Source organism: Roseateles noduli (assembly GCF_050626985.1).
Taxonomy (GTDB): domain Bacteria; phylum Pseudomonadota; class Gammaproteobacteria; order Burkholderiales; family Burkholderiaceae_C; genus Roseateles; species Roseateles noduli_A.
This window is the reverse complement of sequence record NZ_CP192463.1, coordinates 4,481,963-4,507,580: the sequence shown is the minus strand read 5'-3', so window position 1 is coordinate 4,507,580 and position 25,618 is coordinate 4,481,963. Positions and strand designations below refer to the sequence as shown.

Annotated in this window: 25 protein-coding genes and 1 tRNA gene; 11 read left to right on the top strand and 15 right to left on the bottom strand. The window is 68.4% G+C overall.

The window, feature by feature from the left end:
* Positions 1–25: 25 nt before the first annotated feature.
* Genes ACQ4L4_RS19585 through ACQ4L4_RS19575 form a run of 3 tightly spaced genes read right to left on the bottom strand, consistent with a single transcriptional unit; the run spans position 26 to position 2,107 of the window.
* Positions 26–670 carry a MotA/TolQ/ExbB proton channel family protein gene (locus tag ACQ4L4_RS19585; RefSeq protein WP_431100562.1) on the bottom strand — a complete coding sequence of 215 codons (645 nt, stop codon included), beginning with the start codon at positions 668–670 and terminating at the stop codon, positions 26–28.
* Positions 671–710: 40 nt separating this feature from the next.
* A complete protein-coding gene (gene dapB / locus ACQ4L4_RS19580) occupies positions 711–1,517 on the bottom strand; it encodes a 4-hydroxy-tetrahydrodipicolinate reductase (protein WP_431100561.1) in 807 nt (268 codons plus the stop codon).
* Complete coding sequence (locus tag ACQ4L4_RS19575; protein ID WP_431100560.1) at positions 1,514–2,107, bottom strand: outer membrane protein assembly factor BamE; 594 nt, start codon at positions 2,105–2,107, stop codon at positions 1,514–1,516. The genes dapB and ACQ4L4_RS19575 overlap by 4 nt, the downstream gene beginning before the upstream one ends.
* 83 nt (positions 2,108–2,190) lie before the next feature.
* On the opposite strand from ACQ4L4_RS19575, the gene fur reads away from it, so the two are divergent.
* Positions 2,191–2,622: a ferric iron uptake transcriptional regulator gene (fur, locus tag ACQ4L4_RS19570; RefSeq protein ID WP_377159425.1), complete on the top strand. Its 432-nt coding sequence runs from the start codon at positions 2,191–2,193 to the stop codon at positions 2,620–2,622.
* A gap of 103 nt (positions 2,623–2,725) precedes the next feature.
* Here the strand turns inward: fur and hprK are convergent, their stop codons facing one another.
* The 3 genes from hprK to hpf form a co-directional block, all read right to left on the bottom strand.
* Entirely contained in the window at positions 2,726–3,688 is a 963-nt protein-coding gene (hprK, locus tag ACQ4L4_RS19565) for an HPr(Ser) kinase/phosphatase (protein ID WP_377159427.1), read from the bottom strand.
* A 49-nt stretch (positions 3,689–3,737) separates the two neighbouring features.
* A complete protein-coding gene (gene ptsN, locus ACQ4L4_RS19560) occupies positions 3,738–4,208 on the bottom strand; it encodes a PTS IIA-like nitrogen regulatory protein PtsN (RefSeq protein WP_067281138.1) in 471 nt (156 codons plus the stop codon).
* 288 nt (positions 4,209–4,496) lie between these two features.
* Complete coding sequence (gene hpf / locus ACQ4L4_RS19555; RefSeq protein ID WP_067281141.1) at positions 4,497–4,838, bottom strand: ribosome hibernation-promoting factor, HPF/YfiA family; 342 nt, start codon at positions 4,836–4,838, stop codon at positions 4,497–4,499.
* Between the two features lie 742 nt (positions 4,839–5,580).
* On the opposite strand from hpf, the gene corA reads away from it, so the two are divergent.
* Positions 5,581–6,570: a magnesium/cobalt transporter CorA gene (gene corA / locus ACQ4L4_RS19550; RefSeq protein ID WP_431100559.1), complete on the top strand. Its 990-nt coding sequence runs from the start codon at positions 5,581–5,583 to the stop codon at positions 6,568–6,570.
* Positions 6,571–7,148: 578 nt separating this feature from the next.
* Here corA and ACQ4L4_RS19545 read toward each other — a convergent pair.
* Complete coding sequence (locus tag ACQ4L4_RS19545) at positions 7,149–7,763, bottom strand: glutathione peroxidase (protein WP_431100558.1); 615 nt, start codon at positions 7,761–7,763, stop codon at positions 7,149–7,151.
* Between the two features lie 183 nt (positions 7,764–7,946).
* Between ACQ4L4_RS19545 and ACQ4L4_RS19540 the strand changes: the two genes are divergently transcribed.
* From ACQ4L4_RS19540 to ACQ4L4_RS19525, 4 genes are all read left to right on the top strand, one after another.
* Positions 7,947–8,828 (top strand): ferritin-like domain-containing protein, encoded by an 882-nt coding sequence (locus ACQ4L4_RS19540; RefSeq protein ID WP_431100557.1) that lies wholly within the window; start codon positions 7,947–7,949, stop codon positions 8,826–8,828.
* Between the two features lie 125 nt (positions 8,829–8,953).
* Complete coding sequence (locus ACQ4L4_RS19535) at positions 8,954–9,421, top strand: VOC family protein (RefSeq protein WP_431100556.1); 468 nt, start codon at positions 8,954–8,956, stop codon at positions 9,419–9,421.
* On the top strand, positions 9,421–10,305 hold the full coding sequence (locus ACQ4L4_RS19530; RefSeq protein WP_431100555.1) for a DUF3034 family protein: 885 nt from the start codon (positions 9,421–9,423) through the stop codon (positions 10,303–10,305). Before ACQ4L4_RS19535 ends, ACQ4L4_RS19530 begins: the two co-directional genes overlap by 1 nt.
* Positions 10,306–10,359: 54 nt before the next feature.
* Complete coding sequence (locus ACQ4L4_RS19525; protein WP_431100554.1) at positions 10,360–10,800, top strand: group I truncated hemoglobin; 441 nt, start codon at positions 10,360–10,362, stop codon at positions 10,798–10,800.
* 88 nt (positions 10,801–10,888) lie between these two features.
* Here ACQ4L4_RS19525 and ACQ4L4_RS19520 read toward each other — a convergent pair.
* From ACQ4L4_RS19520 to rsmB, 5 genes are all read right to left on the bottom strand, one after another.
* A tRNA-Phe gene (locus ACQ4L4_RS19520) sits at positions 10,889–10,964 on the bottom strand.
* A gap of 75 nt (positions 10,965–11,039) precedes the next feature.
* Entirely contained in the window at positions 11,040–11,768 is a 729-nt protein-coding gene (locus ACQ4L4_RS19515; protein ID WP_431100553.1) for a response regulator, read from the bottom strand.
* A gap of 6 nt (positions 11,769–11,774) precedes the next feature.
* Positions 11,775–14,027, bottom strand: a complete 2,253-nt coding sequence (locus tag ACQ4L4_RS19510; protein WP_431100552.1) for an ATP-binding protein — start codon at positions 14,025–14,027, stop codon at positions 11,775–11,777.
* 71 nt (positions 14,028–14,098) lie between these two features.
* Positions 14,099–14,713: a DUF4390 domain-containing protein gene (locus ACQ4L4_RS19505; RefSeq protein ID WP_431100551.1), complete on the bottom strand. Its 615-nt coding sequence runs from the start codon at positions 14,711–14,713 to the stop codon at positions 14,099–14,101.
* Positions 14,714–14,743: 30 nt separating this feature from the next.
* Positions 14,744–16,108, bottom strand: coding sequence for a 16S rRNA (cytosine(967)-C(5))-methyltransferase RsmB (gene rsmB / locus ACQ4L4_RS19500; RefSeq protein ID WP_431100550.1), 1,365 nt, complete (start codon positions 16,106–16,108; stop codon positions 14,744–14,746).
* A 262-nt stretch (positions 16,109–16,370) separates the two neighbouring features.
* Between rsmB and folE the strand changes: the two genes are divergently transcribed.
* Positions 16,371–17,090, top strand: coding sequence for a GTP cyclohydrolase I (folE, locus tag ACQ4L4_RS19495; RefSeq protein ID WP_377159449.1), 720 nt, complete (start codon positions 16,371–16,373; stop codon positions 17,088–17,090).
* Between the two features lie 54 nt (positions 17,091–17,144).
* Here folE and ACQ4L4_RS19490 read toward each other — a convergent pair whose 3' ends face one another.
* Positions 17,145–17,732 (bottom strand): LemA family protein, encoded by a 588-nt coding sequence (locus ACQ4L4_RS19490; protein WP_431100549.1) that lies wholly within the window; start codon positions 17,730–17,732, stop codon positions 17,145–17,147.
* On the bottom strand, positions 17,729–18,496 hold the full coding sequence (gene queC, locus ACQ4L4_RS19485) for a 7-cyano-7-deazaguanine synthase QueC (protein WP_377159453.1): 768 nt from the start codon (positions 18,494–18,496) through the stop codon (positions 17,729–17,731). Before queC ends, ACQ4L4_RS19490 begins: the two co-directional genes overlap by 4 nt.
* A 101-nt stretch (positions 18,497–18,597) precedes the next feature.
* On the opposite strand from queC, the gene ACQ4L4_RS19480 reads away from it, so the two are divergent.
* Positions 18,598–20,202, top strand: coding sequence for a DUF4139 domain-containing protein (locus ACQ4L4_RS19480; protein ID WP_431100548.1), 1,605 nt, complete (start codon positions 18,598–18,600; stop codon positions 20,200–20,202).
* A gap of 141 nt (positions 20,203–20,343) precedes the next feature.
* Here the strand turns inward: ACQ4L4_RS19480 and ACQ4L4_RS19475 are convergent, their stop codons facing one another.
* On the bottom strand, positions 20,344–21,618 hold the full coding sequence (locus tag ACQ4L4_RS19475) for a glutamate-5-semialdehyde dehydrogenase (protein WP_431100547.1): 1,275 nt from the start codon (positions 21,616–21,618) through the stop codon (positions 20,344–20,346).
* 343 nt (positions 21,619–21,961) lie between these two features.
* Between ACQ4L4_RS19475 and ACQ4L4_RS19470 the strand changes: the two genes are divergently transcribed.
* The 3 genes from ACQ4L4_RS19470 to ACQ4L4_RS19460 all read left to right on the top strand — a co-directional run bounded on the left by ACQ4L4_RS19470 (position 21,962) and on the right by ACQ4L4_RS19460 (position 25,485).
* The gene (locus ACQ4L4_RS19470; protein WP_431100546.1) at positions 21,962–22,372 is read left to right on the top strand and encodes a BlaI/MecI/CopY family transcriptional regulator; all 411 of its coding nucleotides are present in this window, start codon (positions 21,962–21,964) and stop codon (positions 22,370–22,372) included.
* Positions 22,365–24,740 carry a M56 family metallopeptidase gene (locus ACQ4L4_RS19465; protein ID WP_431100545.1) on the top strand — a complete coding sequence of 792 codons (2,376 nt, stop codon included), beginning with the start codon at positions 22,365–22,367 and terminating at the stop codon, positions 24,738–24,740. The genes ACQ4L4_RS19470 and ACQ4L4_RS19465 overlap by 8 nt, the downstream gene beginning before the upstream one ends.
* 127 nt (positions 24,741–24,867) lie before the next feature.
* Positions 24,868–25,485 (top strand): LysE family translocator, encoded by a 618-nt coding sequence (locus ACQ4L4_RS19460; protein ID WP_431100544.1) that lies wholly within the window; start codon positions 24,868–24,870, stop codon positions 25,483–25,485.
* Positions 25,486–25,618: the final 133 nt, after the last annotated feature.

The window sequence follows — 25,618 nt, the reverse complement described above, 5'->3', positions numbered from 1 at the left end:
CGCGTGGTCCGGACGGGAAGGGCGCTCACGCGCCGCCGACGAGCTCGCGCAGGTCGTGCGCGAAACCTTCGAGCTCGGCCTCGCAGGCGGCGACCCACTTGCCGAAGAGGTTGTAGGCCAGCACCGCCGGGATCGCCACGGCGAGGCCGGCGGCGGTCATGATCAGCGCCTCGCCGACCGGGCCGGCGACCTTGTCCAGGCTGAAGTTGCCGGTCGAGGAGATGCTCATCAGCGCGTGATAGATGCCCCAGACCGTGCCGAACAGGCCGACGAAGGGCGCGGTGGCGCCGACCGTCGCCAGCACGACCTGGCCCCGGCTCAGGCCGTTCAGCACGGCGTGCAGCGCGTCGCGCAGGCGGCGCGTCAGCTGCGAGGTCTTCTGCGCGGAGGCCGCCAGCGTGCCCGGCGCGCTGTCCTGCATCGCGGCGTCGATCAGCGGCAGCATCAGGCCGCCGCGATCGAGCGCCTTGAGCTGGTCACGGCCCTGGCCGACGTCGGGCGCTGCCCAGAACACCGGCAGGCCGCGGCCGAGGTCGGTCCGCGCCCGGGCCAGCGTCCAGCTGCGCCAGAAGATCAGGACCCAGCTGCACACCGACATCGTCAGCAGCAGCAGGGAAACGAAACGGGCGACACCGTCGCCCGCTTGCCAGAGATGGATCAGTTCGGTCATCGCGTCGCGGGTCGGGCGCCGATCGTGGCAGCGTGCGGGGTCAGGCGATGCCGAGCACGTCGTTCATGTCGAACAGCCCGGTCCTGCGTTCGCCCAGGAAGCGCGCGGCGCGCAGGCTGCCCTGCGCGAACGTGGCGCGGCTCGACGCCTTGTGGCTGATCTCGATGCGCTCGCCGATGCCCAGGTACATGACGGTGTGGTCGCCGATCACGTCGCCACCGCGCACGGTCGCGAAGCCGATCGTCGACGGATCGCGCTCGCCGGTGACGCCTTCGCGGCCGTAGACCGCGCAGGTCTTCAGGTCGCGGCCGAGCGCCTCGGCCACGACCTCGCCCATCTTCAGCGCGGTGCCGCTGGGCGCGTCGACCTTGTGGCGGTGGTGCGCCTCGACGATCTCGATGTCGTAACCCTGCGCCAGCGCCTTCGACGCCTGCTGCAGCAGCTTGAGCACCACGTTCACGCCCACGCTCATGTTGGGCGCCATCATGACGGCGGCGCGCTGCGCGAACTCGCCGATCTTCGCCTTCTCGTCCGGGCTGAAGCCGGTGGTGCCGATGACGGTCCGCACGCCCAGCTCGGCGCACAGCGCGAGGTGAGCCATCGTGCCTTCGGGACGGGTGAAGTCGATCAGCACATCGGCCTTGGCCAGGCCGGCCCTGACGTCGCTGGAGATCGCGACGCCCGTGGTCTGACCCAGGAAGGCGCCGGCATCCTGGCCCAGCGCGGGGCTGCCGTCGCGATCGAGCGCGGCGGCCAGTTCGAGGTCGTCCGCCGCCAGCACCGCTTCGACCAGCATCCGGCCCATGCGGCCGGACGCGCCGGTGATCGCGATCCGCAGACGGCTCATCGACGGGGCTCCAGCGGCGGGTAGTCGCGCGTCGGGCCGATCGGCTCCGGCGTCGCGGTCGCTGCGGTGCGCACCGGCGGGGGCAGCGCCTTGCGCTCCTCTTCCGTCAGTTCGAGCTTGGGCTCCTTGCCGGAGACCTTCAGCGTGTTGATCGACGCGATGAATTCCTTCTCGGTCGGCAGGTCGTCCGGGGCGTCGATCTTCGACAGCTGATCGCCGTTGAAGGTCAGCAGGATGTGGCGGTTCTGCGGTGCGGCACCCTGGCGCCGGATCGTGAAGACGTAGTCCCAGCGGGATTCATGGAAGACGTCGGCCAGCAGCGGCGAGCCCAGGACGTCGCGCACCTGGGCGCGGGTCATGCCGGGCTTGACCGCGGCAATCTGCTCCTTGGTGACGACGTTGCCCTGGACGATCTCGACCCGATACGGGGTGACCAGGCCGAGCACCTTGTCGCCGCTCACGGAGAGCGCGTCGAACTTGGGCATCTGCGAGCAGCCGCCCAGCGTCAGGAGACCAACAACCAGGCCGGCCACGGCGGTGCCGGAGGCGTTCCGGCGTGCAATGCGGGGGATACGGAAATTCAATGACATGGCACGTCTCGGCCGAGGCGCTAGGGCTATGATCGACGGATTCTAGCGGCACGCACCCACGCTATTCCGCAGGCGCAAACCCCATGAACCGGTCAGACGAAATCAAGAACAGCGGGCTCAAGGCCACCTTGCCCCGCATCAAGATCCTCGAGATCTTCCAGACGACCCAACAGCGGCACATGACCGCCGAGGACGTTTACAAAGCTTTGCTCGATGAGCGCGCGGACATCGGCCTTGCGACGGTCTATCGCGTGCTCACGCAGTTCGAGCAGGCGGGCTTGCTGTCGCGCAATCACTTCGAGTCCGGCAAGGCGGTGTTCGAGCTCAACGAGGGCCATCACCATGACCACCTCGTGTGCCTGACCTGCGGCTTCGTCGAGGAGTTCTACGATCCGCAGATCGAGGAACGCCAGCACGCCATCGCGATGGATCGCGGCTTCCAGTTGCAGGAGCACTCCCTCGCGCTGTACGCGAACTGCGTGAAGAAGGACTGTCCGAACAAGACGGCTCGTTGAGCGGTCCGACATCGGCGATGAAGACGCCGACAACGACAACGACCAAGACAAGGGGCTCCGATGGAGCCCCTTTCTCTTTCCCTGATCCGTTGGGGATCGAGGCTCAGTTCGTGTCGTTGAGGCCCTGCTCGATCGCGCGCTGGTGGCGCTCGACGAACTCGCGGTAGGTGTCGATGCCGCGCAGCTGCAGGATGGTGTTGCGCACCGCGGCCTCGACCAGCACGGCCAGGTTGCGACCGGCATCCACCGCGATCACGACCTTGCGCACCGGCATGCCCAGCACGTCCTCGTACAGCGGCTCGTAGGGCAGGCGTTCGAAGTCCCGCTCCATCGTTTCCTTGCGGACCAGGTGGACGATCAGCTTGAGGCGCATCTTTCGGCGCACCGCCGTCTCGCCGAAGATCGCCTTGATGTCCAGCAGGCCGATGCCGCGGACTTCCAGCAGGTTCATCAGCAGCTCGGGGCAGCGGCCCTCGATCGCCGTCTGCGCGATGCGGAAGAAGTCCACCGCGTCGTCCGCCACCAGGCCGTGGCCGCGGCTGATCAGCTCCAGGCCCAGTTCGCTCTTGCCCAGGCCGGACTCGCCGGTCAGCAGCACGCCCAGGCCGAGGATGTCCATGAACACGCCGTGCCGCGTCGTGCGGTTGGCGCAGACATGCGCGAGGTAGGCGCGGACCAGGTCGATGACGTGGCCGGCGCTCTCGGCGGTGGTGAACAGCGGGATCTCGGCGCGGTCGCACATGGCGACCAGCCGGTCCGGCGGCGCCTGATCGTCGGCGACGATGATCACCGGCGGTTCCAGCGTGACGATGCGCGCGATGCGGCGGTCCAGCACGTCGCCCGAGGCCTGGCTCAGGTAGCCGACCTCGCGTCGGCCCACGATCTGCACGCGGTATGGATGGATGTAGTTCAGGTAGCCGACCAGATCGGCGGCCGACTGCGCGTCGCGCAACGCGGCTTCGTCGAAGCGGCGCTCAGGATGCGCATGCCCCGCGATCCACTCCCAACGCAAGGCCTCGCGGTGCTCCTCGAACAACCGGTCCGCGCTGATGGAGGTGGCTTTCAAGTTCGGCGGCCGTGGTCGTGGCGGTGAGGGGTGTGAGGGATGTCGGCGCTCAGGCGACCGACTTCAGCGGTTCCCAGTCGGCGATCAGGCGATGCACCGTCGCGGCTTCGGGTTCGGTCTTGAGGCGCTCACGCAGTTCGCGGTCGGACAGCATCTCGGCGATCTCGGACAGGATCTCGAGGTGTCTCTGCGTCGCCGCTTCGGGCACCAGCAGGAAGATCAGCAGCGTGACCGGTTCGTCGTCCGGCGCGTCGAAGCCGATCGGCTGCTGCACGCGCAGCACGGCGGCCAGCGGATTCTTCAGCCCCTTGATCCGGCCGTGCGGGATCGCGACGCCGTGACCCAGGCCTGTCGAGCCCAGACGTTCGCGGGCGAACAGGTTGTCCGTGACCGCGGCGCGGGAGATGGAATGGTTGTTCTCGAAGAGCAGCCCCGCGTGTTCGAAGACCCGCTTTTTGCTGGAAGCGTCCACATCGACCAGCACGTTGCTGGCAGGAAGGATGGCGGCGAGACGGTTCATCGGGCATTTGCCGGTCACGACGACCGGCCGGCTGGGAGAGCAGCGCTGCGCACCAGCGGGGCGCAGATTCGAGGGTTGAGGGACAGGATTATAGGAATCCCGCTACCGACAGGGGGTGTGACGGATGCGACGCTCCTGTGAAAAGCTCGTCCCTGGTGTTGCATTGCAACAATTCTTGGCAAAAAGGCGGCCCGACGGGCCGCCTTGCGGGCGGAACCCCGGGAAATCCCCGGGGTCCGGAGCGGGTTCACCGCCCGGCGTGGGCCGTGGCGGGAACCCGGGAGCCGGTCACCCGGCGCTCAGGTCCATGCGCTTGGCCGATTCATGATGATGGTTCTGCACACGGTCCTTGTGGCGGCAGACCTGCCGATCCAGCTTGTCCATCAGCTCGTCGATGGCCGCGTAGAGGTCCTCGTGCGAGTGCTCGCAGAAGATCTCCCGTCCCTTCACATGCAATGTGACTTCCGCGCGTTGGCGTCGATCCTTCTCCTTCTGCTTCTCCACGGTCAGCAGGACGTTGATGTCCACGACCTGGTCAAAGTGCCGGATCACCCGGCTCAACTTGTTCAGCACGTACTCACGCAGAGCCTGTGTCACTTCGAGATGGTGGCCGCTGATGGTCAGGTTCATAAAGCCTCCTTTCACAAGGGCTTGGTCGGAAACGGTGTCGGAGTCGGCGGCGGATGCCGCGGGAAAAGAGCGGTTCAGGGTCTTGGGGGTTTTTGTGCCTTGAGGCGGTGGGGAAATCGATGTGGGTGGAAGGCCACGCCGCCGACAAGGAGTCGGAAGCGTGCGGGAAGCGGATGGGAGATCAGGAGGATGGTGTCGGAATGAACGGTCCGCGAGGGACCCGGAAGGCCGCGAGGGCCGATGGCATGCGGGTTCTGAGGCGACATCGATGAAGAAGACGAGGCCAGTCTGCTCCCGATCCGGGCCTCGGGCAAGTGATCAAAAGCAAGGTTTGGGGGCGAATATTCCCGCCTTGCGGCATGGCGAGGTCCGTGCTCGAATGCTGGATGTTGTGCGGCGGACGCTTCCAGGCGCTCTTCCTTGCCGCTGCCGAGAACGCGATGTGATAATTCCGCGTCCCGATTACTGGAGTTCCCCTTGGACAGCGACCACCCTCGGTGGCCATCCACTCCAGCGTCAATCCGCCGCAGCCCCTGAGCGTTCAGCGTCACCGCGCCAACGCCGCCGCGACGCTTGTCCGGAGTGAGACGGGCCACCTTCGACCTGCATCCCGCGCGCGCCGCTGTCCCGGCGCCGCCCGCTCTCCGACAACTTCCTGCGCCGCGACGATCCCGAGGATCCGTCAACGCGCACTCCGGCTTGCGCGTTCGCCAGAGCGCGTCACCGCCGACGAAGGACCTGCATGCTCAATGTTTTCACGCTGGACAACGGCCGCCTCAAGGGAGGCATGGTCCAGGAGGAGATCGCGACCGCCGCCGAACTGCTCGCGCGCACGGACGACGGTCGTGACCCGGTCTGGGTCGACCTGGAGTCGCCCACGCCGGAGGAGAAGGACTGGATCCGCGAACGCTTCGGCCTGGTGATCCCCGAGGACATCGTCGACGAGGATCTGGAGGAGTCCGCCCGCTTCTACGAGGAGGACAACGGTGAGCTGCACATCCGCTCCGACTTCCTGATCGACGACATGGAGGCGCCCCGCAATGTGCGCGTGGCCTTCATCCTGTTCAACAACGTGCTGTTCTCGGTCCACAACGAGGACCTGCCGGTGTTCCGCCTGCTGCGCCTGCGCGCGCGTCGCATCCCCGCCCTGATCGAGGACGCCAAGGACGTGCTGCTCAAGCTCTACGACGCCGATGCGGAGTACTCCGCCGACGTGCTCGAGGGCATCTACGACAACCTCGAGAAGGTCAGCGCCCGCGTGCTGAAGAAGGACGTCAACGACACCGAGGCCGGCGCGGTGCTCGCGGCCATCGCGCGCGAGGAAGACCTGAACGGCCGCATCCGGCGCAACGTGATGGACACGCGCCGCGCGGTCAGCTTCATGATGCGCAGCCGCATGCTGAACGCCGAGCAGTTCGAGGAATCCCGGCAGATCCTGCGCGACATCGACTCGCTCGATTCGCACACGGCCTTCCTCTTCGACAAGATCAACTTCCTGATGGACGCCACGGTCGGCTTCATCAACATCAACCAGAACAAGATCATCAAGATCTTCTCGGTCGCGAGCGTGGCATTGCTGCCTCCGACGCTGATCGCCAGCGTCTACGGCATGAACTTCGACGGCATGCCGGAGCTCCACTGGAAATACGGCTACGTCTTCGCGATCGGACTGATGATCGCGTCGGTCACCGCGCCCTTCATCTACTTCCGCCGCAAGGGCTGGCTCGCCTGATCCCGTCCAAGTCCGCCCAGGCGCTTGCGGGCCCGGGAGGCGTCTGCGAGGCAGAAATACAAAGGGCTTCCGCGAAGCGGAAGCCCTGGGTAGAAAAGTAGCCTCAAGACGCCCCTGGCCAACGAGGGAGGGAGGGAGGAGGAGGAGAAAGGCCTCGGGATTGCAGCTTCACGAGGAAGCAGGTCTTGCGGCTGAAAGTGGATGCGTCGACTGTACTCCCATCGCTGCCGGGATCGGTGGAAACCCCGAATGCCCTCCTGAACCGCTGCGCCTTCCGGCGCGTTTAAGCGTCCCCAAAGGGAGCGCTGCTATCGGCTGTCGGCGCTGTCGTTTGTCGTCAGCGATGTGTTGAACGAGCCGTCATGGTGCAGCGCATCGCGGTCGATGTCATCCCATCGATCAACGAATAAGTGAGCAACTGTCACCGTTGTCCCGCCTAGCCGGGACAGTTTTCAGGGTGATGACGAGCCTTCGCGACAGGCGCACCGATTGCCTGATCCTGCGCCCTGAAATCAGCTTTTTCGAGAGAAGAGGACTTCGAGGCGCAGGTTTTTCGATTCAGTGGCCCAGCACGCCCCTCACTGCGGTTGCGCCACCAGCTTTTCCACCGCCTGGGTGAACTGGGTGCTGTCGGGGCTCACGCCGGACGCGAAGCTCATGACCTGCTTGCCGTCGCGCGAGATCAGGTACTTGTGGAAGTTCCACTTCGGCGCCTGACCCGTGCGCTTGGCCAGGTCGGCGAACAGCGGATTCAGATCGGATTTTCCGGCGGCCACGTTGCTCTTGCTGAACATCGGGAACTTCACGTTGAAGGTGTTCTCGCAGAACTCGGCGATCTCCTTGTTGCTGCCGTACTCCTGGTTGCCGAAGTCACCGGAGGGAAAACCGAGCACCACCAGGCCCTTGTCCGCATAGCGCGCGGAGAGGGTTTCCAGCGCCTTGTACTGCGGCGTGTAGCCGCAGAAGCTGGCCGTGTTGACCACCAGCACGACCTTGCCGGCGTACTGGCACAGCGCCTGGGGCTTCTCGTCCTGCAGGCGGGGCATCTGCCGGTTGAGCAGTTCAGGGCACGAGGCGCTCGATGCAGTCGTCTCGGCCGCGGGCGCGGCGTGGGCGGACGTCGCGGCGAACGGCGACACCAGCGCCAGCAGGAGCGCGGCTCGCCTGAAGAAGGAACCGAAGGACTGGGTCATGTCGTTATCTCCTGGGATCGGTAAATCCGGATGGTCCGAAGGCTGCGGCGCTGCGTAAGAAGCGAACGTGGCTTCAGGTCCGTTGGAAGCGCGATTAGGCCAGATCGCCCCACGGGCGGATGGCGTAAGGGAATGTCATGGTGCGACCGGTAGAATCCGCCGCGCTCAACAGGACGCAGACAGATGCTTTATCCCGAACTCTTCAAGCAACTCGAGGCCGTGCGCTGGAACATGGACACGGATATCCCGTGGGACAAGTTCGACGCGTCCAAGCTGACCGATGATCAGGCGCGCACGATCAAGATGAACGCGATCACCGAGTGGTCCGCGCTGCCTGCCACGGAGATGTTCCTGCGCGACAACAAGGACGACAGCGACTTCTCGGCCTTCATGAGCGTCTGGTTCTTCGAGGAGCAGAAGCACTCGCTGGTGCTCATGGAGTACCTGCGCCGCTTCCGTCCGGACATGGTGCCGACCGAAGCGGAGTTGCACGAGGTGCGCTTCGAGTTCGACCCGGCCCCCGCGCTGGAAACGCTGATGCTGCACTTCTGCGGCGAGATCCGTCTGAACCACTGGTACCGCCGTGCCGCCGAATGGCACACCGAGCCGGTCATCAAGGCGATCTACGAGACCCTGTCGCGCGACGAGGCCCGCCACGGCGGCGCCTACCTGCGCTACATGAAGCGCGCGATGACCAAGTTCGGCGACGAGGCCAAGGCCGCGTTCGCGAAGGTAGGCGTGCTGATGGCCAGCGCGCGCCGCACGGCCCAGGCGCTGCATCCGACCAACCTGCACGTGAACGCCAAGCTGTTCCCGCGCGACACCATCCAGAGCCGCCTGCCCGATCCGGAATGGCTGGAGCGCTGGCTGGACAAGCAGATCCAGTTCGACACCGTGTGGGAGAACAAGGTGGTCGAGCGCATCCTGCACAACATGAGCCTGCTGATGGAGCGCAGCTTCGCCAGCGTCCAGGAGCTGAACCGCTTCCGCAAGGAACTGACGCAGCGCCTGGCCCAGGCGGCGCAGCAGGGGCAGGGCGGCGACGCGGCGCCGAAGGCGACCTGACCCTCCCGGAGCCCCCCGCTCGCACGAAGGCCCGCTGACGCGGGCCTTTTCTTTTGTCATGGTCGCACCGAGGCGGTCCTCGCACATGGCCCTGGCGCATGCGCACCAGGTCCGCCGCGGCCACAATGCGTCATTCCCTTTCCATTCCTTCCAACGCCATCCGCCGACCGCTCATGAAGTATCTGCACACCATGGTCCGAGTGACCGACATTGAAGCGTCCATGAAGTTCTACCGCGACGCGCTCGGCCTGCAGGAAGTGCGCCGCAGCGAGCACGAGGCCGGCCGCTTCACGCTGGTCTATCTGGCGGCGCCCGGTGACGAGGATGCCCAGATCGAACTCACCTACAACTGGGATCCCGAGGTCTACACCGGCGGTCGCAACTTCGGCCACGTGGCCTATGCGGTGCCGGACATCTATGCCGCTTGCCAGCGGCTGATGGACGCCGGCGTGACGATCAACCGTCCGCCGCGCGACGGCCGCATGGCCTTCGTGCGCTCGCCCGACAACATCTCGGTCGAACTGCTGCAGGACGGCCCCGCGCTGCCGCCGGCCGAGCCGTGGATCTCCCTGCCCAACATCGGCGCCTGGTGATGCTTCGATCGCTGGTCCCCTTGCTGTTGGCCGTGCCGCTGGCCTGCGCCGCGCAGGCACAGGGCAAGCTGCTGCTGACCGGCGGGGTGAGCAGCATCGACGGCGCTGCCGGTGGTGGCCTGACCCCCTGGGCCCTGACCGGCAGCTATGCCACCAGCGGCCAGGTCGGCGCCACGGCCTACTTCACGCGCCTGCCGGTGCAGGACTACAGCCTGTCCGGCTACGGCGCGTCCGTGGCCTTCGGCGAGCGCGCCGAGCTGTCGATCGCGAAGCAGGATTTCAGCGCTGGTGGCACAGGCGCTGCGCTGGGTCTCCCGGGGCTCCAGCTGAAGCAGACGATCCTCGGTGCGAAGGTCCGGCTGGGCGGAGACGCCGTGCTGGACGCCGACACCTGGATGCCGCAGATCGCGCTCGGTGTCGAATACAAGCATCTGGATGCCGGCGGCCTTGCGCCGACGCTGAGCGCGCTCGGCGCGAAGCGCAACGGCGTCGACGTCTATCTGAGCGCCACCAAGCTGTTCCTGGCGCAGAGCACGCTGGTGAACGTGACCTTGCGCGCGACGCGGGCCAACCAGAACGGTCTGCTGGGCTTCGGCGGCACGGCGAGCAGCCGGTACTCGCTGATGCCCGAGGTGTCGGTCGCGTACCTGATCAACAAGCAGTGGGCGATCGGCGCCGAGTACCGCATGAAGCCCGACAAGCTCTACCCGTCGGTCCTCGGCGACGGGCTGCGCGAGGATGACTGGAAGGATGTGTTCGTCGCCTGGGCGCCGAACAAGCACGTCTCGCTGACGGCGGCCTACGTGGACCTCGGCCGTGTGGTGCCCGGCATCCAGCCGCGGAGACAGCGCGGTGTCTACGGGTCGATCCAGTTCGCGTACTGATCCCGGCGCGACGCCAAGTCGCCATCACGACGAATCGACGAGGAGACCTGGACGATGCGATCTGCCCGAAAGATCTGGACGGCCGGCGCGCTGGCGCTGCTGATCGGCGTGGGCGTGCATGTGCATGCGCATGCGGCGGACGACGCGTTGTACCGTTCGCTCGGTGGCGATGAAGGCATTGCCCGCATCGTCGACGGCATGGTCGATCGCGCCTATGCGGATCCGCGCATCCAGAAGAAGTTCGATGGCGTCAATCCGAAGGCGCTGAAGGAGTCGCTGCGCAACCAGTTCTGCATGCTCAGCGGTGGCTCGTGCAAGTACGAGGGCGAGACGATGAAGAACTCGCATGCCCACCTGGCGCTGACCAAGGCCGACTTCAATGCGTTGGTCGAGGACCTGCAGTTCGCGATGGATGACCAGCAGGTGCCCTTCGCGGTGCAGAACCGGTTGCTGGCGCTGCTCGCGCCGATGCATCGGGACATCATCACGCGGTAAGGCGCGGCGGGAGCCGTGCCCTCGATGGCCTGACTGGCGCGTCGGGGCAGAAAGCAGAAAGCCCGGCAGAGCCGGGCTTTCTTGAATCTGGTGGCCAAGGGCGGAATCGAACCACCGACACGCGGATTTTCAATCCGCTGCTCTACCAACTGAGCTACTTGGCCGTGAGACTGTGTCTCTCGCTCCGTTGTTCCAGGTCTTGCGGCCCGTGCCGAACAACGAAGACAGCGACTATAGCACTAAATTCCGCTGCCTCGCTTGTTTCTCGACAAATCGACGCCCAGTTGCTTGAGCTTGCGATACAGGTGGGTGCGTTCCAGGCCGGTCTTCTCGGCCACGCGGGTCATCGAGCCGTTCTCCTTGGCCAGATGGAATTCGAAGTAGCTCTTCTCGAACGCATCGCGCGCCTCGCGCAGCGGGCGGTCCAGTTCGAAGACCTGTTCGGAAGCCAGGCCCTGATGCGGCAGCGGCGTCACCGGGGCCAGGCCGGCCGTCTGGACCGGCAGCGAGCCGGCCGCGATGGGCGGCAGCGTCTCCGGACGCGGATAGCTGTTGCCGATCGCCGTCCCGATCACCGGCGCCGCCGGCGGCGCCGGGCGGGGCGCGGTCTTCACCAGGGCCTGCTCGACCGCGCGCAGCAGCTTCTGCAACGTGATCGGCTTTTCCAGGAAGGCCATCGCGCCGAACTTGGTCGCCTCGACCGCCGTGTCGATCGTGCCGTGGCCGCTCATCATGATGACCGGCATCGTCAACTGCCCGGTGCTGCCCCACTCCTTGAGCAGCGTGATGCCGTCGACGTCCGGCATCCAGATGTCCAGCAGCACCAGGTCGGGACGCGAGCGCTCGCGGCTCGCCCTCGCCTGCTGGGCGTTCTGCGCGAGTTCGATGGTGTGCCCCTCGTCGGAGAGGATTTCGGACAAGAGGGCGCGGATGCCCAGTTCGTCGTCAACAACAAGAATGGTTGCCATGTATGCCTACTGTTCACGCGGCCGAGGCGCGTCCTGCGCAGGGCTCGGTGCAGTCGCGAGTTTTGAAAATGATAACGAAACTTGTGCGCCGCTCGGCGGCTGATCGGCGCCGCTGGCTGCTGGGAGATTCACCAAGCGGATGCGAGCGCCGTGCTCGTCCGCGATTTTCTTCACCACGGCAAGCCCGAGCCCCGTGCCCTTGGTCTTGGTCGTGACGTAAGGCTCGAAGGCGCGCTTCAGCACGTGCTCGGCGAAACCGGGCCCGTTGTCGACGATCACCAGCCGCAGCGCCCGCAGCTCGCCGGCCTCGGTCAATGACTTCTGGGTCCGCACCGTCACGTGGCCGTCCGGGCGATGGCTGACCGCATCCAGCGCGTTCTGCACGAGGTTGTGGATCACCTGCCGCAATTGCGGCGCGTCGCCCATCATCAGCGGCGGATCGGTCGCCAGGTCCGCCTTCAGCTGCCCCGCCTCCTGGGCTTCGGCATACAGCGTCAGCACCTCGGCGACCAGCGCGTTCAGGTCCAGCGGCGAGAGCTTGGCCGCGGGCAGCCGCGCATAGTCGCGGAACTCGTTGACCAGCTGCTTCATCGCCTGGACCTGGTTGACGATGGTGCCCACCGAGCGCACCAGCATCGCCTGGTCGGTGCCCTCGAGCTTGGACTCGAGCTTGAACTGCAAGCGCTCCGCCGACAGCTGGATCGGCGTCAGCGGATTCTTGATCTCGTGCGCGAGCCGTCGCGCCACCTCGCTCCAGGCGGCGGAGCGCTGCGCCGACACGACCTCGCTGATGTCGTCGAACACCAGCAGGCGCGCGCCCTGCGGCAGCAGGGCGCCGCGCACCAGCAGCGTCAGCGCGGCCTTCTCGTCGAGCTGCAGTTCGAACGAATCCTGCCAGTGCTCGCGCTCGCTGGCCTCGGGGCTGCTCTGCAGCTCGAAACGCTGCCAGATGTCCTTGCCGAAGGCCGCCAGCACCGGCAGGTCCTCCAGCGGCCGGCCCACGTAGGCCGACAGCGGCAGCTTCAGGATGCGCGTCGCGCCGGGGTTGACGGTCTCGATGCGGCGATCGGCGTCGAACACGATCACGCCGGCCGTCAGGTTGTCGAGGATGGTCTGCACGTGCGTGCGCGCGCTCTCGAGCTGCGTCACGCTGTGCTCGACCAGCGCGCGTGCGTCGGCCAGCTGCTGCGTCATGTCCGCGAACGAGCGCGTCAGCCCGCCGAGCTCGTCGCGCGAGCGGAACACCGGCTTGGCCTTCAGGTCGCCGGTCGCGACCTCGCGCATGCCTTCGGCCAGCAGCAGCAGCGGCTGGACCAACTGGTTGGACAGCGCCACCGCCAGCAGCAGCGCCGCGAACACCGCGAGGATCAGTACCAGCGTCAACGTGCCCAGGTACATGCGCCGCAGGCCGTCGCGCAGCAGCGAACGCTGCAGGTACTCCTGGTTCGCCGCCGACACGTTCAGCGCGTTGCTGATCACCTTGCCGGAGATTTGCTTGACGACCATCAGATAGCGGTCGCTGTTGGTCAGCTGCAGCGCGCTGCTCGGCAGCAGGGCCAGCGAGCGGATGCGCGCCTCGCCCTGCATCGCCAGCTGCTCGTCCTCCAGACCTTCCAGCCGCGAGGCGATGCCGTTGCTGCGCGCCTGCGAGATCAGCGTGGAATTGGGCCGCGCGGGGATCTCGCTCGACTCGCCGCCGGCGGACAGCACGATCTGGCCGTTGCCCGCGACCAGGGCGACGCTGCGCGCGCCCAACTGGTCGCGCAGCCGCTCCAGCGCCAGCGGCGCCAGCGCGCCGTCTTCCCAGCGCTCGGCCGCGGCGCGGGTGCGAACGGTCTGCTCGGTGCGCAGGTTCTCAAGCGTGTCCTGGCCCAGCGCCAGGCCCGCCTCCAGCGCGCTGGCGAGGCGTTGGTCGAACAGGCTCTCGATGCTCCGGTTCACGAACTGGTAGGAGACCGTGTAGATCAGCAGGCCCGGCACCACGCCGACGATCGCGAAGATGCCTGCGAGCTTGAGCAGCAGGCGGCTGCCGAAGCGGCCGCGCTTCACCCGCAGCGCGAGCCGCGTGCCGGCGACGCCGATGACGACGATCAGCGCGGTGGCGACCGCGACGTTGACCCAGAACAGCCAGACGTAGTGGCGCTCCAGGAAGCCGCGTTGCGCGGTCGTGCTGATGGACAGCAGGAAGGCCAGCATGCCGCTGGCACCCGCGATCGCGGTCACGGAGATCAACCACGCCAGGCGCGCCGACTTGGTCACGGGTCAGGGTCCTTGCTGAATCAGGGGGATCGGAAAAACGACGGAGGAAGAGGACGGCAAGGTGTGCCTGTTCAGGGCTGCGGCCGGTTGGGGGGTGGCGTGGACGGCGCCTCCAGGGTCAGCGTGAGATTGCGGTCGACGCTCAATGCCCAGCCCTGGCTGCCGCCCAGCCCGATCTGCATCGGCCGCGGGAGCTGCGCAGTGTCCAGCTTGTAGCTGAACTCCAGGTAATAGCGGCCATCGTCCTCGATGTCCTTGGCCTCGGCCACGCGCCAGCCGGACACGCCGCGCAGCGACGAGATCGCCTCGCCGAGCGTGTCGAAGCTCTGGTGCAGGCCGCCGGTGCTGACGCGGTACTGCCGGGTCAGCGGCTGCCAGGTCAGTCGCCAGGTCCGGCTGGCCTGGGCGACACGCGCATCGCGCCAGTACCAGCGGTTGCGCAAGACCTGGATCTCGGCGACGAAGTAGATCGCCACGCCCTTGAGCAGCGCCTCCTCGGCCTGCCGGGGCAACTCGAAGCGGGTGCTGAAACTGACGGCCAGGCCGTCCTCGACGCGTTCCGCGTTCAGCACCTGCAGGGCCACGCCCTGGGCCAGCGCCCAGCCGTGCAACGCCAGCAGCGCGCCGACCAGGGTCAGGCGCTGCCACCAGGAACGCAGCGGAACGGGACGGGACGGCGGGGACACGCGGACGGATGCAGGGGGGAAGTTCTCGGGTCAGGTCTTCTGCAGCAGCGCGTAATAGAAGCCGTCGGTGACGGCCGCCGCGCTGGATGCGGAGTCCTGCGGACCATTGTCTGCGAGCGGCAGCAGATGCCCGGCCCCCTGGTCGAACTGACGCGACCGCGCATCGCCATGGCGTTGCAAAAATGCGTCGATCTGGTCCTGGCCTTCGGCCTTGAAGACCGAGCAGGTCGCGTAGACCAGCCGCCCGCCCGGCTTGAGCAGCGGCCACAGCGCCTCGAGCAGTTCGGACTGGATGCGTGCGAGCGACGGAATGTCGTCCGGGCGGCGCAGCCATCGCACATCCGGATGCCGGCGCACGATGCCCGACGCGCTGCAGGGCGCGTCCAGCAGGATGGCGTCGAACGGACGGCCGTCCCACCAGGCGGCGGTGTCGCGGGCGTCGGCGGCCTTCACGGCGCCGTCGAGCTTCAGGCGCTGCAGGTTCTGGCTCACCCGTTCCAGCCGCTTGGCATCGGCGTCCAAAGCCAGCAGATCGAGGCGGTTGCCGGCGAGTTCCTGCAGGTGGGCCGTCTTTCCGCCCGGCGCGGCGCAGGCGTCCAGCACCCGCGCGCCGTCGCCGAGCTCCGGCCACGCCTCGTCCGGGGACAGGTCTTGCGGCCGCCGAAGGCCCAGCACCAGCGGCGCGGCCAACTGCGCGGACGCGTCCTGGACCGAGGCATGTCCGCCGTCGAAACCGGGCAGGGCCTGGACCGGTCGCGGCTCGTCGAGCACGACGGCCTGCGGGAACAGCGGACCTGCAGGGTGCGCGGCGATGCCGGCCTCGCGCAGGCGGGCGAGGTAGCCGTCCAGATCGTCGTGCGCCGGATTGACCCGCAGGGTCATCGGCGGCTTCTGCTGGTTGGCCTGCAGCAGGCGTTGCCACTGGGCGGGCCAGTCGTTGCGAAGGCGGTCCTGCCACCAGCGCGGATGGTTGAAGCGGGCGACGGGATCCGCTTCGGCGGCGGCGACCAGCGCCTCCCGCTCGCGCAGGAAGCGCCGCAGCACCGCATTGACGAAGCCCGCGCTGTTGGGCGCGCGCTGGCGCACCGCATGCACGGCCTGATCGACGAGCGTGTGATCGGCGTACGCGGTTTCGCCGGGCCAGAGCAGCGCCAGTGCGGTCACCAGCAACGCGTCCACGCGCGGCGGCGGATTCTTCGGAGCGAGCGCCGCACGCACCGCCTGCGCCGCGCCGAGCCGGCGCAACACGGTGAAGCTCAGCGCCTGGACGCCTGGGCGGATATCAGCGGGAGAACGGGCGAGCCACTCGGTCAGCGAGTGGCCGTCGCGCACGGCCTGGACCGCGTCGGCCGCACCGGCCAGTAGCCGGTGGAGTGGCGGGGCGCCGCCGGACACGGCGTTCTTGGACGAGGAAGGGGAAGGAGAAGAGGGGGCAGACACCGGTGGAGTTTAGTGGCGAAGGCAGCGTGCGCTTGTGGGGCCGGAATGACTCTGGGGGTTCCCGGAGGGATGCCCCCTGAGTCGTGGAGAGCCCGCGCCAGGCCTCCCGCCAGCAAGTGCCTCGGCAGGAGGAACCCCGCGCCCCGCCAGGGCCCCTTGCTACCCCCAAGAGCCTTGCTTTCGCAATGGCATGAAGATGCCGCGACAATCCCGCCCCATGACGAGCACCCTCATCCTGAGCCCCGAAGAGCTGGCAGCGCTGCCGGCTTCCGACCGCATCCGTTACCGGCTGGTCCAGGCGGGCCGGCGCCATCATGCCAACGACAACATCGCCGAGTTCATCGAGGCCGGCGAGCTCGACCAACTTCAGGCCGAGGTGCAGGCGCGGATGCAGGACGTGCTGCAGTCGCTGGTGATCGACACCGACAGCGACCACAACACGCAGGAGACGGCCAAGCGGGTGGCGAAGATGTTCGTGAAGGAGGTCTTCGCCGGGCGCTACGCGCCGCCGCCGCCGGTGACCGAGTTTCCCAACGCCGAGCGTCTGAACGAACTGATGATCGTCGGCCCGATCACGGTGCGCAGCGCCTGCTCGCACCACTTGTGCCCGATCATCGGCAAGGTCTGGATCGGCCTGCTGCCGAGCGAGCACTCGAACCTGATCGGCCTGTCCAAGTATGTGCGCCTGACCGAGTGGATCATGAGCCGCCCGCAGATCCAGGAAGAGGCGGTCGTGATGCTGGCCAACGAGCTGCAGGACCGCGTCAAGCCGGACGGCCTGGCGATCGTGATGGATGCGGACCACTTCTGCATGCACTGGCGCGGCGTCAAGGACATGGACTCGACGATGACGAACAGCGTCATGCGCGGCTCGTTCCTGAAGGATGCGACGCTGCGCGCGGAGTTCCTCGCGCTGATGAAGAACAAGAAGGCCTGATCGCTCCCGCGATCGGTGACGGGGGCCCGCCTGGCGGGCCCTTCGCGTTTCAGCTCAGAGGCTGCGCGCCTCGCTGAAGCCGACGAAGCTCATCAGCACGCGGGTCGGGAACTGCCGGATCGCCGCGTTGTAGGCGTCGACCGCCTGGTTGAAGACCTGCCGCGAGAACGCCCGCTGGCGGTCGATCATCTTGAGCTCGTCGACGGCGCCGCCGAGGTCCGGATCGGCGCTCAGCTCCGCGTGGTGCTCGACCAGCGACACCATCCGCGTCAACGCTGCGCCGTGCACGGCCGCGGCCACCGCCAGCAGTGCCACCGGATCCGCCGCATAGGGCTTGGCGCGCACCGCCTGCGCGGCGGCCCGGGCCTCGGCCTGCGTCGAGGCCAGCGCGTCCAGGCTGGCCTGCTCGCTGGGCAGACGCTCGCGCAGCCGTTCCAGCAGCAGATCGCCGTGGGCGAAACGGCGCGTCAGCGCGTCATCCAGCTGCGCGTAGGCCTTGCCGATCTCATTGCGCAGCAGCATCACGCGGTTGTAGGCGCCGATGCTCCAGAAGGCCAGCACCGCGGCCAGGCCCCACAGCCACCAGTTCCAGTGAATCGCCTGCACGGTGCTGGCTGCGCTGACGGCGCTGACGGGGATCACGGAGCGACGGCCGGACCGGCCGACGACTTGGCGACCTGGAACTCGTTCCAGCCCTTGGCGCGCAGCTCGCAGGCCGGGCAGTGACCGCAGCCCCAGCCCCAGGCGTGCCGGGTCTTGCGCTCGCCGAGGTAGCAGGTGTGGGTGTGTTCGATGATCAGCTCGTTGAAGGCCTCGCCGCCGAGCGACTCCGTCAACGCCCAGGTCTGCGCCTTGGTCAGGAACATCAGCGGCGTGTCCAGCGTCATCGGCGTGTCCAGGCCCAGGCTCAGCGCGACCTGCAGCGCCTTGAGCGTGTTGTCGCGGCAGTCGGGGTAGCCGGAGAAGTCGGTCTCGCACATGCCGCCGACCAGCACCGACGCGCCGCGGCGATAGGCCAGCGTCGCGGCGAAGGTCAGGAACAGCAGGTTGCGCCCCGGCACGAAGGTATTCGGCAGGCCGTTGGCCTGCAGCTCGATCGCGCGCTCCTGCGTCAGCGCGGTGTCGGAGATCTGGCCCAGCAGGCTCAGGTCGAGCAGGTGGTCCTCGCCCAGCTTGGCGGCCCACCGCGGGAACTGCGCGGTGATCTGCGCGCGCACGGTCTGGCGGCAGTCCAGTTCGACCCGGTGGCGCTGGCCGTAGTCGAAGCCCAGGGTCTCGACCTCGGCGAAGCGGTCCAGCGCCCAGGCCAGGCAGGCAGTGGAATCCTGACCGCCGGAGAACAGCACCAACGCCTTGCGGCGCGAGGCATGGACAGCGGGAATCGGGGCGGTGGCGGCGTCGGACATGGGGAAATGGTAGCCAGGGGACCAGCGGTTGACAGGGAATGCGGCAGGCCGGAAGTGTGCCAGCACCGTGATAGCGTCGTCGGCCTCCAGGAGGAAAAGCAATGCAACGAGTGTTCATGGCGTCGGTGATCGCTGCTGGCATCGCAGCGTTCAGTGTTCCGGTGGTCGCGGCGACTGGCCCATCCGCAGGCGCCGCGCCGCAGGGGTCGTCCGTGATCGCCCAGGTGCTGCTGTATCCGGGCGGCGCCCAGGTGGAGCGCGCCACGCGCGTGCCGGCCGGCGCAACGCAGGCGCGCTTCGCATGCCTGCCGGCGGGCCTGGAGCGCGACGCGATCCAGGTACAGGCTGCCGCGGGCATCAACTTGGGCGAGCTCAAGATCGATCGCGTGCCGCGCGACTCCCTGCCCGAATGCCGTCAGCGCGATCCGCGCGTCCGCGAGGTCGAGCAGCAGCGTGACGCCGTCGAGGCGGAGATCGCCGGTGTCGACCTGGCGCTCGGTTACCTGAAGGGTTTGTCGGACCGGGAGGCCAAGCCCGGCGCGGCGCTGGCCGCGAGCCTCGAAGCCCTGCGGCGCAACGCCCAGGAATTGACGCTGAAACGCCAGGCGCTGAAGGAGCGGCTGACCGACATCGGCAACGACCTCACGGCGGCGAAGGCCGCGGCGCCGACGGCCTCCAGCCAGGTATCGGTGGTGACGCTGCGCCTCTCGACAGGTGAGGGCGGCGACATCGGCCTGTCGTACCGGCTGAGCGGCGCCGGCTGGCAGCCGCAGTACCGTGCGCGGCTGGACACGGCGACCGGTGGTCTCGTCATCGAGCGTCTCGCGCAGATCGCGCAGAACAGCGGCGAGGACTGGACCGACGTGAAGCTGAAGTTGTCGACCGTGCGACCCCGTCAGAGCGTGGCGGTCGATCCGCTGCAGCCGTGGACGCTGGAGCTCGACCGCCCGAAACCGAACGTGCGCGGGCGCCTGTTGTTTGAATCCGCGCCGGCGGCGGCCATGGCGCCCGCGCCGATGGAGCGGATGGTTGAGGTCACCGGTTCCCGGGTCGCGCCGTTGAGCTTCGATCCGAGCGTCTTCGAGGGCGAGTTCGGCGCCGAATACGACCTGCCGCAGCGCGTCACGCTGCGCGCCGATGGCGCGGTATCGACGGTCAGCCTCGGTCGGACGACCGCGGAGGCGCGCCTGCTCGCGCGCGTGCAGCCCAAGACCGAGTCGGCGGCCTACCTCGTCGCCGAGCTGCCGCGTCCGCAGGGCTCGTGGCCGACGGGGCCGGTGCAGCTGTTCCGCGACAACGCGCTCATCGGGCAGGTGCCGCTGCAGTTCGGCACCGAGATGACCTGGACCTTGCCCTTCGGGCTCGACGACCGGCTGCGCGTGCGGGTCGAACCCGACAAGCGCGAGGGCGCCAACGGCGGCTTCATCGGTTCGCGTCGCGAGGTCGTGCTGACGCGTCAGTGGCAGGTCGAGAACCTGCGCAGCCGCCCGGTCACCTTGCAGGTGCTGGAGGCCGCGCCGGTGCCGGACCACGAGGACGTGCGCGTGCAGACGCAATTCACGCCGCCGGTGACGACGGCCGGCTGGCGCGATCGTCCCGGGATCCAGATGTGGGAATTGCTGCTGTCACCCGGCCAGACGCAGCGCTTCCAGGCGGTCTACCGGATCAGCGCGCCGAAGGATGAGTACGTGTCGAACATGCCCTGAATGCCCTGACCCTCGGGTCCGGCATCGGTATCGGTATCGGTATCGGTATCGGCATCGGCATCGGCATCGGGCCAGGGACAGGGACAGGGGCCCGGCCTGGCCTGTCCCGGCCTGCCCACGGATGTCGAGGCCCGGGCCGGATCAGCCCCTGATCTCGCCCTGACCCAGCACCACCCATTTCATCGACGTCAGTCCCTCCAGGCCCACCGGGCCGCGGGCGTGGAACTTGTCGGTGGAGATGCCGATCTCCGCGCCCAGGCCGTACTCGAAGCCGTCGGCGAAGCGCGTGCTGGCGTTGACCATCACGCTGGCCGAATCGACCTCGCGCAGGAAGCGCATCGCGCTGACGTGGTTGGTGGTCAGGATCGCGTCGGTGTGGTGCGAGCCATGTCGGTTGACATGCGCGATGGCCTCGTCGAGCGAGTCCACGACCTTGATGCTGATGATCGGGGCGAGGTACTCGGTGTCCCAGTCCTCGGGCGTCGCGGGCTTGAGCAGGTCGCGCGGCACCGCTTCCAGCAGCGCCAGCGTGCGCTCGCAGCCGCGCATCTCCACGCCCTTGGCCGCGAACACCATGCCGATGCGCGGCAGGAAATCGGCCGCCTGCTTCGCGTGGACCAGCAGCGACTCGGTCGCGTTGCAGGGGCTGTACTTCTGCGTCTTCGCGTTGTCGACGACGGTCACCGCCAGGTCCAGGTCGACCTCGGCGTCGACGTAGCTGTGGCAGTTGCCGTCCAGGTGCTTGATCACCGGCACGCGCGCCTCGCGGCTGATGCGCTCGATCAGGCCCTTGCCGCCGCGCGGAATGATGACGTCGACGAAGGCGGGCATCGCGATCAGCAGACCCACCGCGGCGCGGTCGGTCGTGTTGATCAGCTGCACCGCGTCGCGCGGCAGGCCGGCTTCCTCGAGGCTGTCCGCCACCAGCGCCGCGAGCGCCAGGTTGCTGTGCAGCGCCTCGGAGCCGCCGCGCAGGACGCAGGCGTTGCCGCTCTTGATCGCCAGCGAGGCGGCCTCGATGGTCACGTTGGGGCGGCTCTCGTAGATCATGCCGAACACGCCCAGCGGTACCCGCATCTGGCCGACGCTGATGCCGGTGGGGCGGCGCTTCATGCCGGTGATCTCGCCAATGGGGTCAGGCATTGCGGCGATCTGCTCGCAGCCTTCGGCGACGGTGGCCAGCACCTTCGCGGTCAGGCGCAGGCGATCGACCATCGGCGCTTCCAGGCCGGATGCCGTCGCCGCGGCGAGGTCCCGTTCGTTCGCGGTCGCGAGCGCCGGGCCCGCTTCGCGCAGGCGGCGCGCGAGCGCCTGGAGGGCGAGGTTCCGGGCGGCGGTCGGGGCGGCGGCCATCAGCGTCGCGGCCGCGCGGGCCGCCTCGCCGACGCCGGTCATGTAGGCGTTGAGGTCGGTCATAGGTTTTGGATTCTGACCGATGCCCCGCCGCCGCCGCCGCGCCGGGGCCATCGAAAGCCGAAAGCCAAGCCTTCGCGGTGTCACCCATGTCCTGGCACACCTTGCCACCCATGTCTTCCGTCCATGCGACTCATGGGAGAGGAAGCAAGCGGCGCACTGCGTCGGCCGCTGGCCCTCACCCCTCCCTCTCCCGCTTGCGGGAGAGGGTGGGGGTGAGGGCCAGCGGCGTTGGACGTGCTGAAGCCCAGGCTACGGGTATGTCCCAGGAACCCGGCCCTTGCGGCAGGTCGGCTCGATCTTCTACAGTTGTAGTACGACAAGTGTAGAAACGCGGGATCCGACGATGGACGAGCCGACCAACGACGACGGCAAGGGCGATGTGTCGCTCAGCGAGCTGCAGCTGGCGCTGATGCGCGTGCTGTGGACGCGAGGGCAGGCCAGCAACGCCGAGGTGGCGGAAGCGCTGCGCGAGCAGCAGCGCCCGCTGGCGCACACGACGGTGGCGACGCTGCTGTCGCGGCTGGAGAAGCGCGGCCTGATCGCCAGCGAGCGCGACGGCCGCGCGCTGGTCTACCGCGCCGCGGTCAGCGAGCCGGAGGTGCAGCGTTCGATGGTGTCGGGGCTGTTGAGCACGCTCTTCGGCGGCAAGCCCGAGGCGCTGCTGAGCCATCTGGTCTCCGAAGGCGAACTCGGCGACGATGACCTCGCCAGGATGCGCGCGCTGCTGAAGAGCAAGGGTGGCCGCCATGATTGAAGCCCTGTCCGGCTGGCTGTTGAACTACCTGCTGCACAGCACGGTGCTGCTGGGTGGCGTCTGGGCGCTGGAACGCGCGGGCTGGCTGAAGCACCCGGCGTGGCGCGAGGCGTTCTGGCGCGCGGCCTTCTTCGGCGCGGTGCTGACGGCGAGCGTGCAGCCGCTGACGCAGGTCACGCGGATCGCGTTGCCGGAGGTCTGGAAGGCGGCACAGGAGCAGGGTGCGAGCGCTGCTTCAATGCCGGACGCCGCGCGCTCGGCGATCGTCGAGGGCGAACCGACGCCTGCTCCGGCGCCCTCGCCACCGCCCGCGCCAACGCCTGTCGGGCGCGCGGCCAATCCCCTGACGGTCGTCGCCGACAACGTCGCCGATCACGTTGCCGAACACGTCGTCGACATCGGCGATGACGCGATGGCCCATCGCCGCGAACTCCTGCGCGAGGGTCTCGCCGCCCTGCTGCTGGCCTGGCCGCTGGTCGCGCTGCTCGGTCTCGGGCTGACGCTGATCCGCTGGTTGGGACTGCGCCGGCAGGTCCGCGCGCTGCCGGTCTGCGACGATCCGGAACTTCAGCAGGCCGCCGCGGAACTCGCCGGCATTGCCGGCGTGCGCGCGCCGACGCTGCGCGTGAGCCCGCACTGGGCCAGTCCGCTGGTCGCGCCGGGTGGGCAGATCTGTCTGCCCGCACGCCTGATGCGCACGCTCGACGGCCAGCAGCGTGTCGCGGTTCTCGCGCACGAGATCGCGCACCTGCGCCGCCGCGATCTGGCCTGGCGCCTGGCGGCCCGGCTGGTGTCGCAACTCGGCTGGCTGCAGCCGATGAACCGGCTGGCGATGCGCCGGTTGGACCTGCTCGCCGAACTGGCCTGCGATGCCTGGGCCGCGGCCGAGGCCGGCGCGATGCCGTTGGCCGAGGGCCTCTACGTCTGCGCCCGCGACCTGGCCGCCGCGACCGCCGCGGCCGAAGGCCGACGCGGCGCCCGGCCGATGCCGGTGCTGGCCAGCGCGATGGCCGCCGCTCGGTCCCCGTTGATGACGCGCATGGACGCGCTGCTGGAAGGCTCGCCGCTGGCCGGCACCACGCCCGCCCGCCGCCGTCTCGGCCGCGTGTTGATCGCCGGCGGCCTGTGCGCCATGGCGCTGGCCGTGCCGATGCTGGTCATCGGCAAGGCGCCGCGGCTCAACGTCGACCTGAGCGGAGTCAGCGGCGCGTTCTCGTCGGCGTTCAGCGGCATGAAGGTCACGCGACAGGTCGTGATCGCCGATGGCGTCGAACGTCGCGTGAACTACTCGGGCGACCTGGCGTTCAACGGCGACGAGACCGACGTCGTCTCGCTCGACGACAAGCTCTCGATCATGGAACGCGCCGATGGCGTGACGCGCCGCGTCGAGATCGCCGCCGACGGCAAGGGCGGGCAGGTGCGCCGCTTCTGGCTCGACGACGACATGAAGCCGATCGATGCGCCGGCGCAGGCCTGGATCGCCGGGCAGATCGGCCTGATCGCGGAAAGCGTGCAGGGCAGCGGACCGCGCGTGGAGCGCCTGCTGCGCCAGGGCGGGACCGAGGCGGCGCTCGCCGACATCGGCAAGGCGCAGGACGCGATGGCGCGCCGCACCCGCATCGAGGCGCTGCTCGAGAGCGGGCCGCAGAGCGACGAGACCGTGTCGCAACTGATCGCGCTGGCCGGCCGGATGAAGGACGACTTCCAGCGCCGCACCGCGTTCATCGCGCTGATCCAGCATCGGGCGCTGGCGCCGGGTCAGCAGCGCGAGCTGCTGGCGCTGGTCCCGACGCTCAAGGGCGACTTCGACCGCCGCGAGGTGCTGGTGGCGCTGTCCCCGCAGCTCGCCAACGACGGTGCCGTGATGACCGCCTGGCAGCAGGCGGTGCGCGGCTTCGGCGGCGACTTCGACAAGCGCGCGGCCATCGTCGCGCTGATCGACGAGGACCACGAGGCCACGCCGGACCGCCTGCGCACGGCGATCGCCGCGAGCGGCATGATCCGCGGCGACTTCGACCGGCGCACCGTGCTGGAGGCGGCGGCCCATCAGATGCGCGGGAATGTGGCGCCGTATGCCGCGGCCTATGTCGACGTGGTGCGGGGCATTTCGGGCGACTTCGACCGCCGCTCGGCGCTGACCGCGCTGATGGACGAGACCCAGGTCGATCGCGAGATCGCGCTGCAGGTGTTGCGGGCCACGGGCAGCATGAGCGCCGGTTTCGACCGCGCCGAGCTGTTGATCGCGCTGGCGGAACACCTGCCTGCGGATCCGGACGTGCTGACGCAGTACCGGCAGGCGGCGCGCGGGCTGAGCACGCACGACCGCGGCCGCGTGGAGGCGGCGATCGACCACCTGGCGCCGTCCTGAGATCCCCCTGCGCGTCCCGTGCGTCCTGCGCCGGCTGCGCGGGCTGTGTGACCCCCGGGCGGCGCTCTCCTTGGCCCCGTACCGTGCCTGATCGTTGGCAGCGCCGTGTCGGCGCACAATCGCCGACATGGCACCGCACACCTGGACCCTCTACTTCCTGGCCGTGATCGGCCTGTCGCTGACACCCGGCCCCAACAGCCTGCTCGTGCTCGCGCATGGCGCGGCGCACGGCAGCCGGCGCACGCTGTGGACGATCGCGGGCGGCGCGACCGGCTTCGCGGCGCTGATCGGCTTGTCGATGCTCGGCATCGGCGCGCTGCTGCAGACCACCGCCAGCGCGCTGCTGGTGTTGAAGATCGCCGGCGGCGCCTACCTGATCTGGCTGGGCATCCAGCTGTGGCGCTCGCCGGCCATCCAGCTGCGTCCGGCCGAGGGCGCTTCCGCGGCGCAGGGACGGGGTCGCGTGCTGTTCCGGCAAGGTCTGCTGTCGGCGGTCTCGAATCCCAAGGTGCTGCTGTTCTACGGCGCCTTCCTGCCGCAGTTCATCGATCCTCAGCGCGATCTGCTGGTGCAGTTCGTGTGGCTGGCGGCGACCTTCGTCATCACCGAGGCGATCGTCGAATTCCTGATCGCCAGCCTCGCGCACCGCGTGCGCCCCTGGCTGGAGCGCTCCGGCCGCGGCTTCAACCGCGTCTGCGGCTCGCTGTTCGCGATGATGGGTGCCGCGCTGCCGCTGACCCGCTGACCCGCTGACCCGCCGAAGCGATGAAGCGCCGAAGCGCCGGAGCGATTAAGCGATGACCCGCAGGACGGCGGGCCGCTGAGCGACTGAGCGACACAATGGAAAACGGGCGCCGAGGCGCCCGTTGTCGTTGGTG

Coding starts and splice junctions, on each gene's coding strand:
- ACQ4L4_RS19460 (WP_431100544.1), top strand. CDS start 24,868: ATGGCACCGCACACCTGGACCCTCTACTTCCTGGCCGTGATCGGCCTG.
- ACQ4L4_RS19465 (WP_431100545.1), top strand. CDS start 22,365: ATGATTGAAGCCCTGTCCGGCTGGCTGTTGAACTACCTGCTGCACAGC.
- ptsN (WP_067281138.1), bottom strand. CDS start 4,208: ATGAACCGTCTCGCCGCCATCCTTCCTGCCAGCAACGTGCTGGTCGAT.
- hpf (WP_067281141.1), bottom strand. CDS start 4,838: ATGAACCTGACCATCAGCGGCCACCATCTCGAAGTGACACAGGCTCTG.
- ACQ4L4_RS19515 (WP_431100553.1), bottom strand. CDS start 11,768: ATGGCAACCATTCTTGTTGTTGACGACGAACTGGGCATCCGCGCCCTC.
- fur (WP_377159425.1), top strand. CDS start 2,191: ATGAACCGGTCAGACGAAATCAAGAACAGCGGGCTCAAGGCCACCTTG.
- ACQ4L4_RS19470 (WP_431100546.1), top strand. CDS start 21,962: ATGGACGAGCCGACCAACGACGACGGCAAGGGCGATGTGTCGCTCAGC.
- ACQ4L4_RS19525 (WP_431100554.1), top strand. CDS start 10,360: ATGCGATCTGCCCGAAAGATCTGGACGGCCGGCGCGCTGGCGCTGCTG.
- ACQ4L4_RS19475 (WP_431100547.1), bottom strand. CDS start 21,618: ATGACCGACCTCAACGCCTACATGACCGGCGTCGGCGAGGCGGCCCGC.
- ACQ4L4_RS19585 (WP_431100562.1), bottom strand. CDS start 670: ATGACCGAACTGATCCATCTCTGGCAAGCGGGCGACGGTGTCGCCCGT.
- queC (WP_377159453.1), bottom strand. CDS start 18,496: ATGTCCGACGCCGCCACCGCCCCGATTCCCGCTGTCCATGCCTCGCGC.
- dapB (WP_431100561.1), bottom strand. CDS start 1,517: ATGAGCCGTCTGCGGATCGCGATCACCGGCGCGTCCGGCCGCATGGGC.
- ACQ4L4_RS19480 (WP_431100548.1), top strand. CDS start 18,598: ATGCAACGAGTGTTCATGGCGTCGGTGATCGCTGCTGGCATCGCAGCG.
- ACQ4L4_RS19575 (WP_431100560.1), bottom strand. CDS start 2,107: ATGTCATTGAATTTCCGTATCCCCCGCATTGCACGCCGGAACGCCTCC.
- ACQ4L4_RS19535 (WP_431100556.1), top strand. CDS start 8,954: ATGCGTCATTCCCTTTCCATTCCTTCCAACGCCATCCGCCGACCGCTC.
- corA (WP_431100559.1), top strand. CDS start 5,581: ATGCTCAATGTTTTCACGCTGGACAACGGCCGCCTCAAGGGAGGCATG.
- folE (WP_377159449.1), top strand. CDS start 16,371: ATGACGAGCACCCTCATCCTGAGCCCCGAAGAGCTGGCAGCGCTGCCG.
- ACQ4L4_RS19540 (WP_431100557.1), top strand. CDS start 7,947: ATGCTTTATCCCGAACTCTTCAAGCAACTCGAGGCCGTGCGCTGGAAC.
- ACQ4L4_RS19545 (WP_431100558.1), bottom strand. CDS start 7,763: ATGACCCAGTCCTTCGGTTCCTTCTTCAGGCGAGCCGCGCTCCTGCTG.
- ACQ4L4_RS19530 (WP_431100555.1), top strand. CDS start 9,421: ATGCTTCGATCGCTGGTCCCCTTGCTGTTGGCCGTGCCGCTGGCCTGC.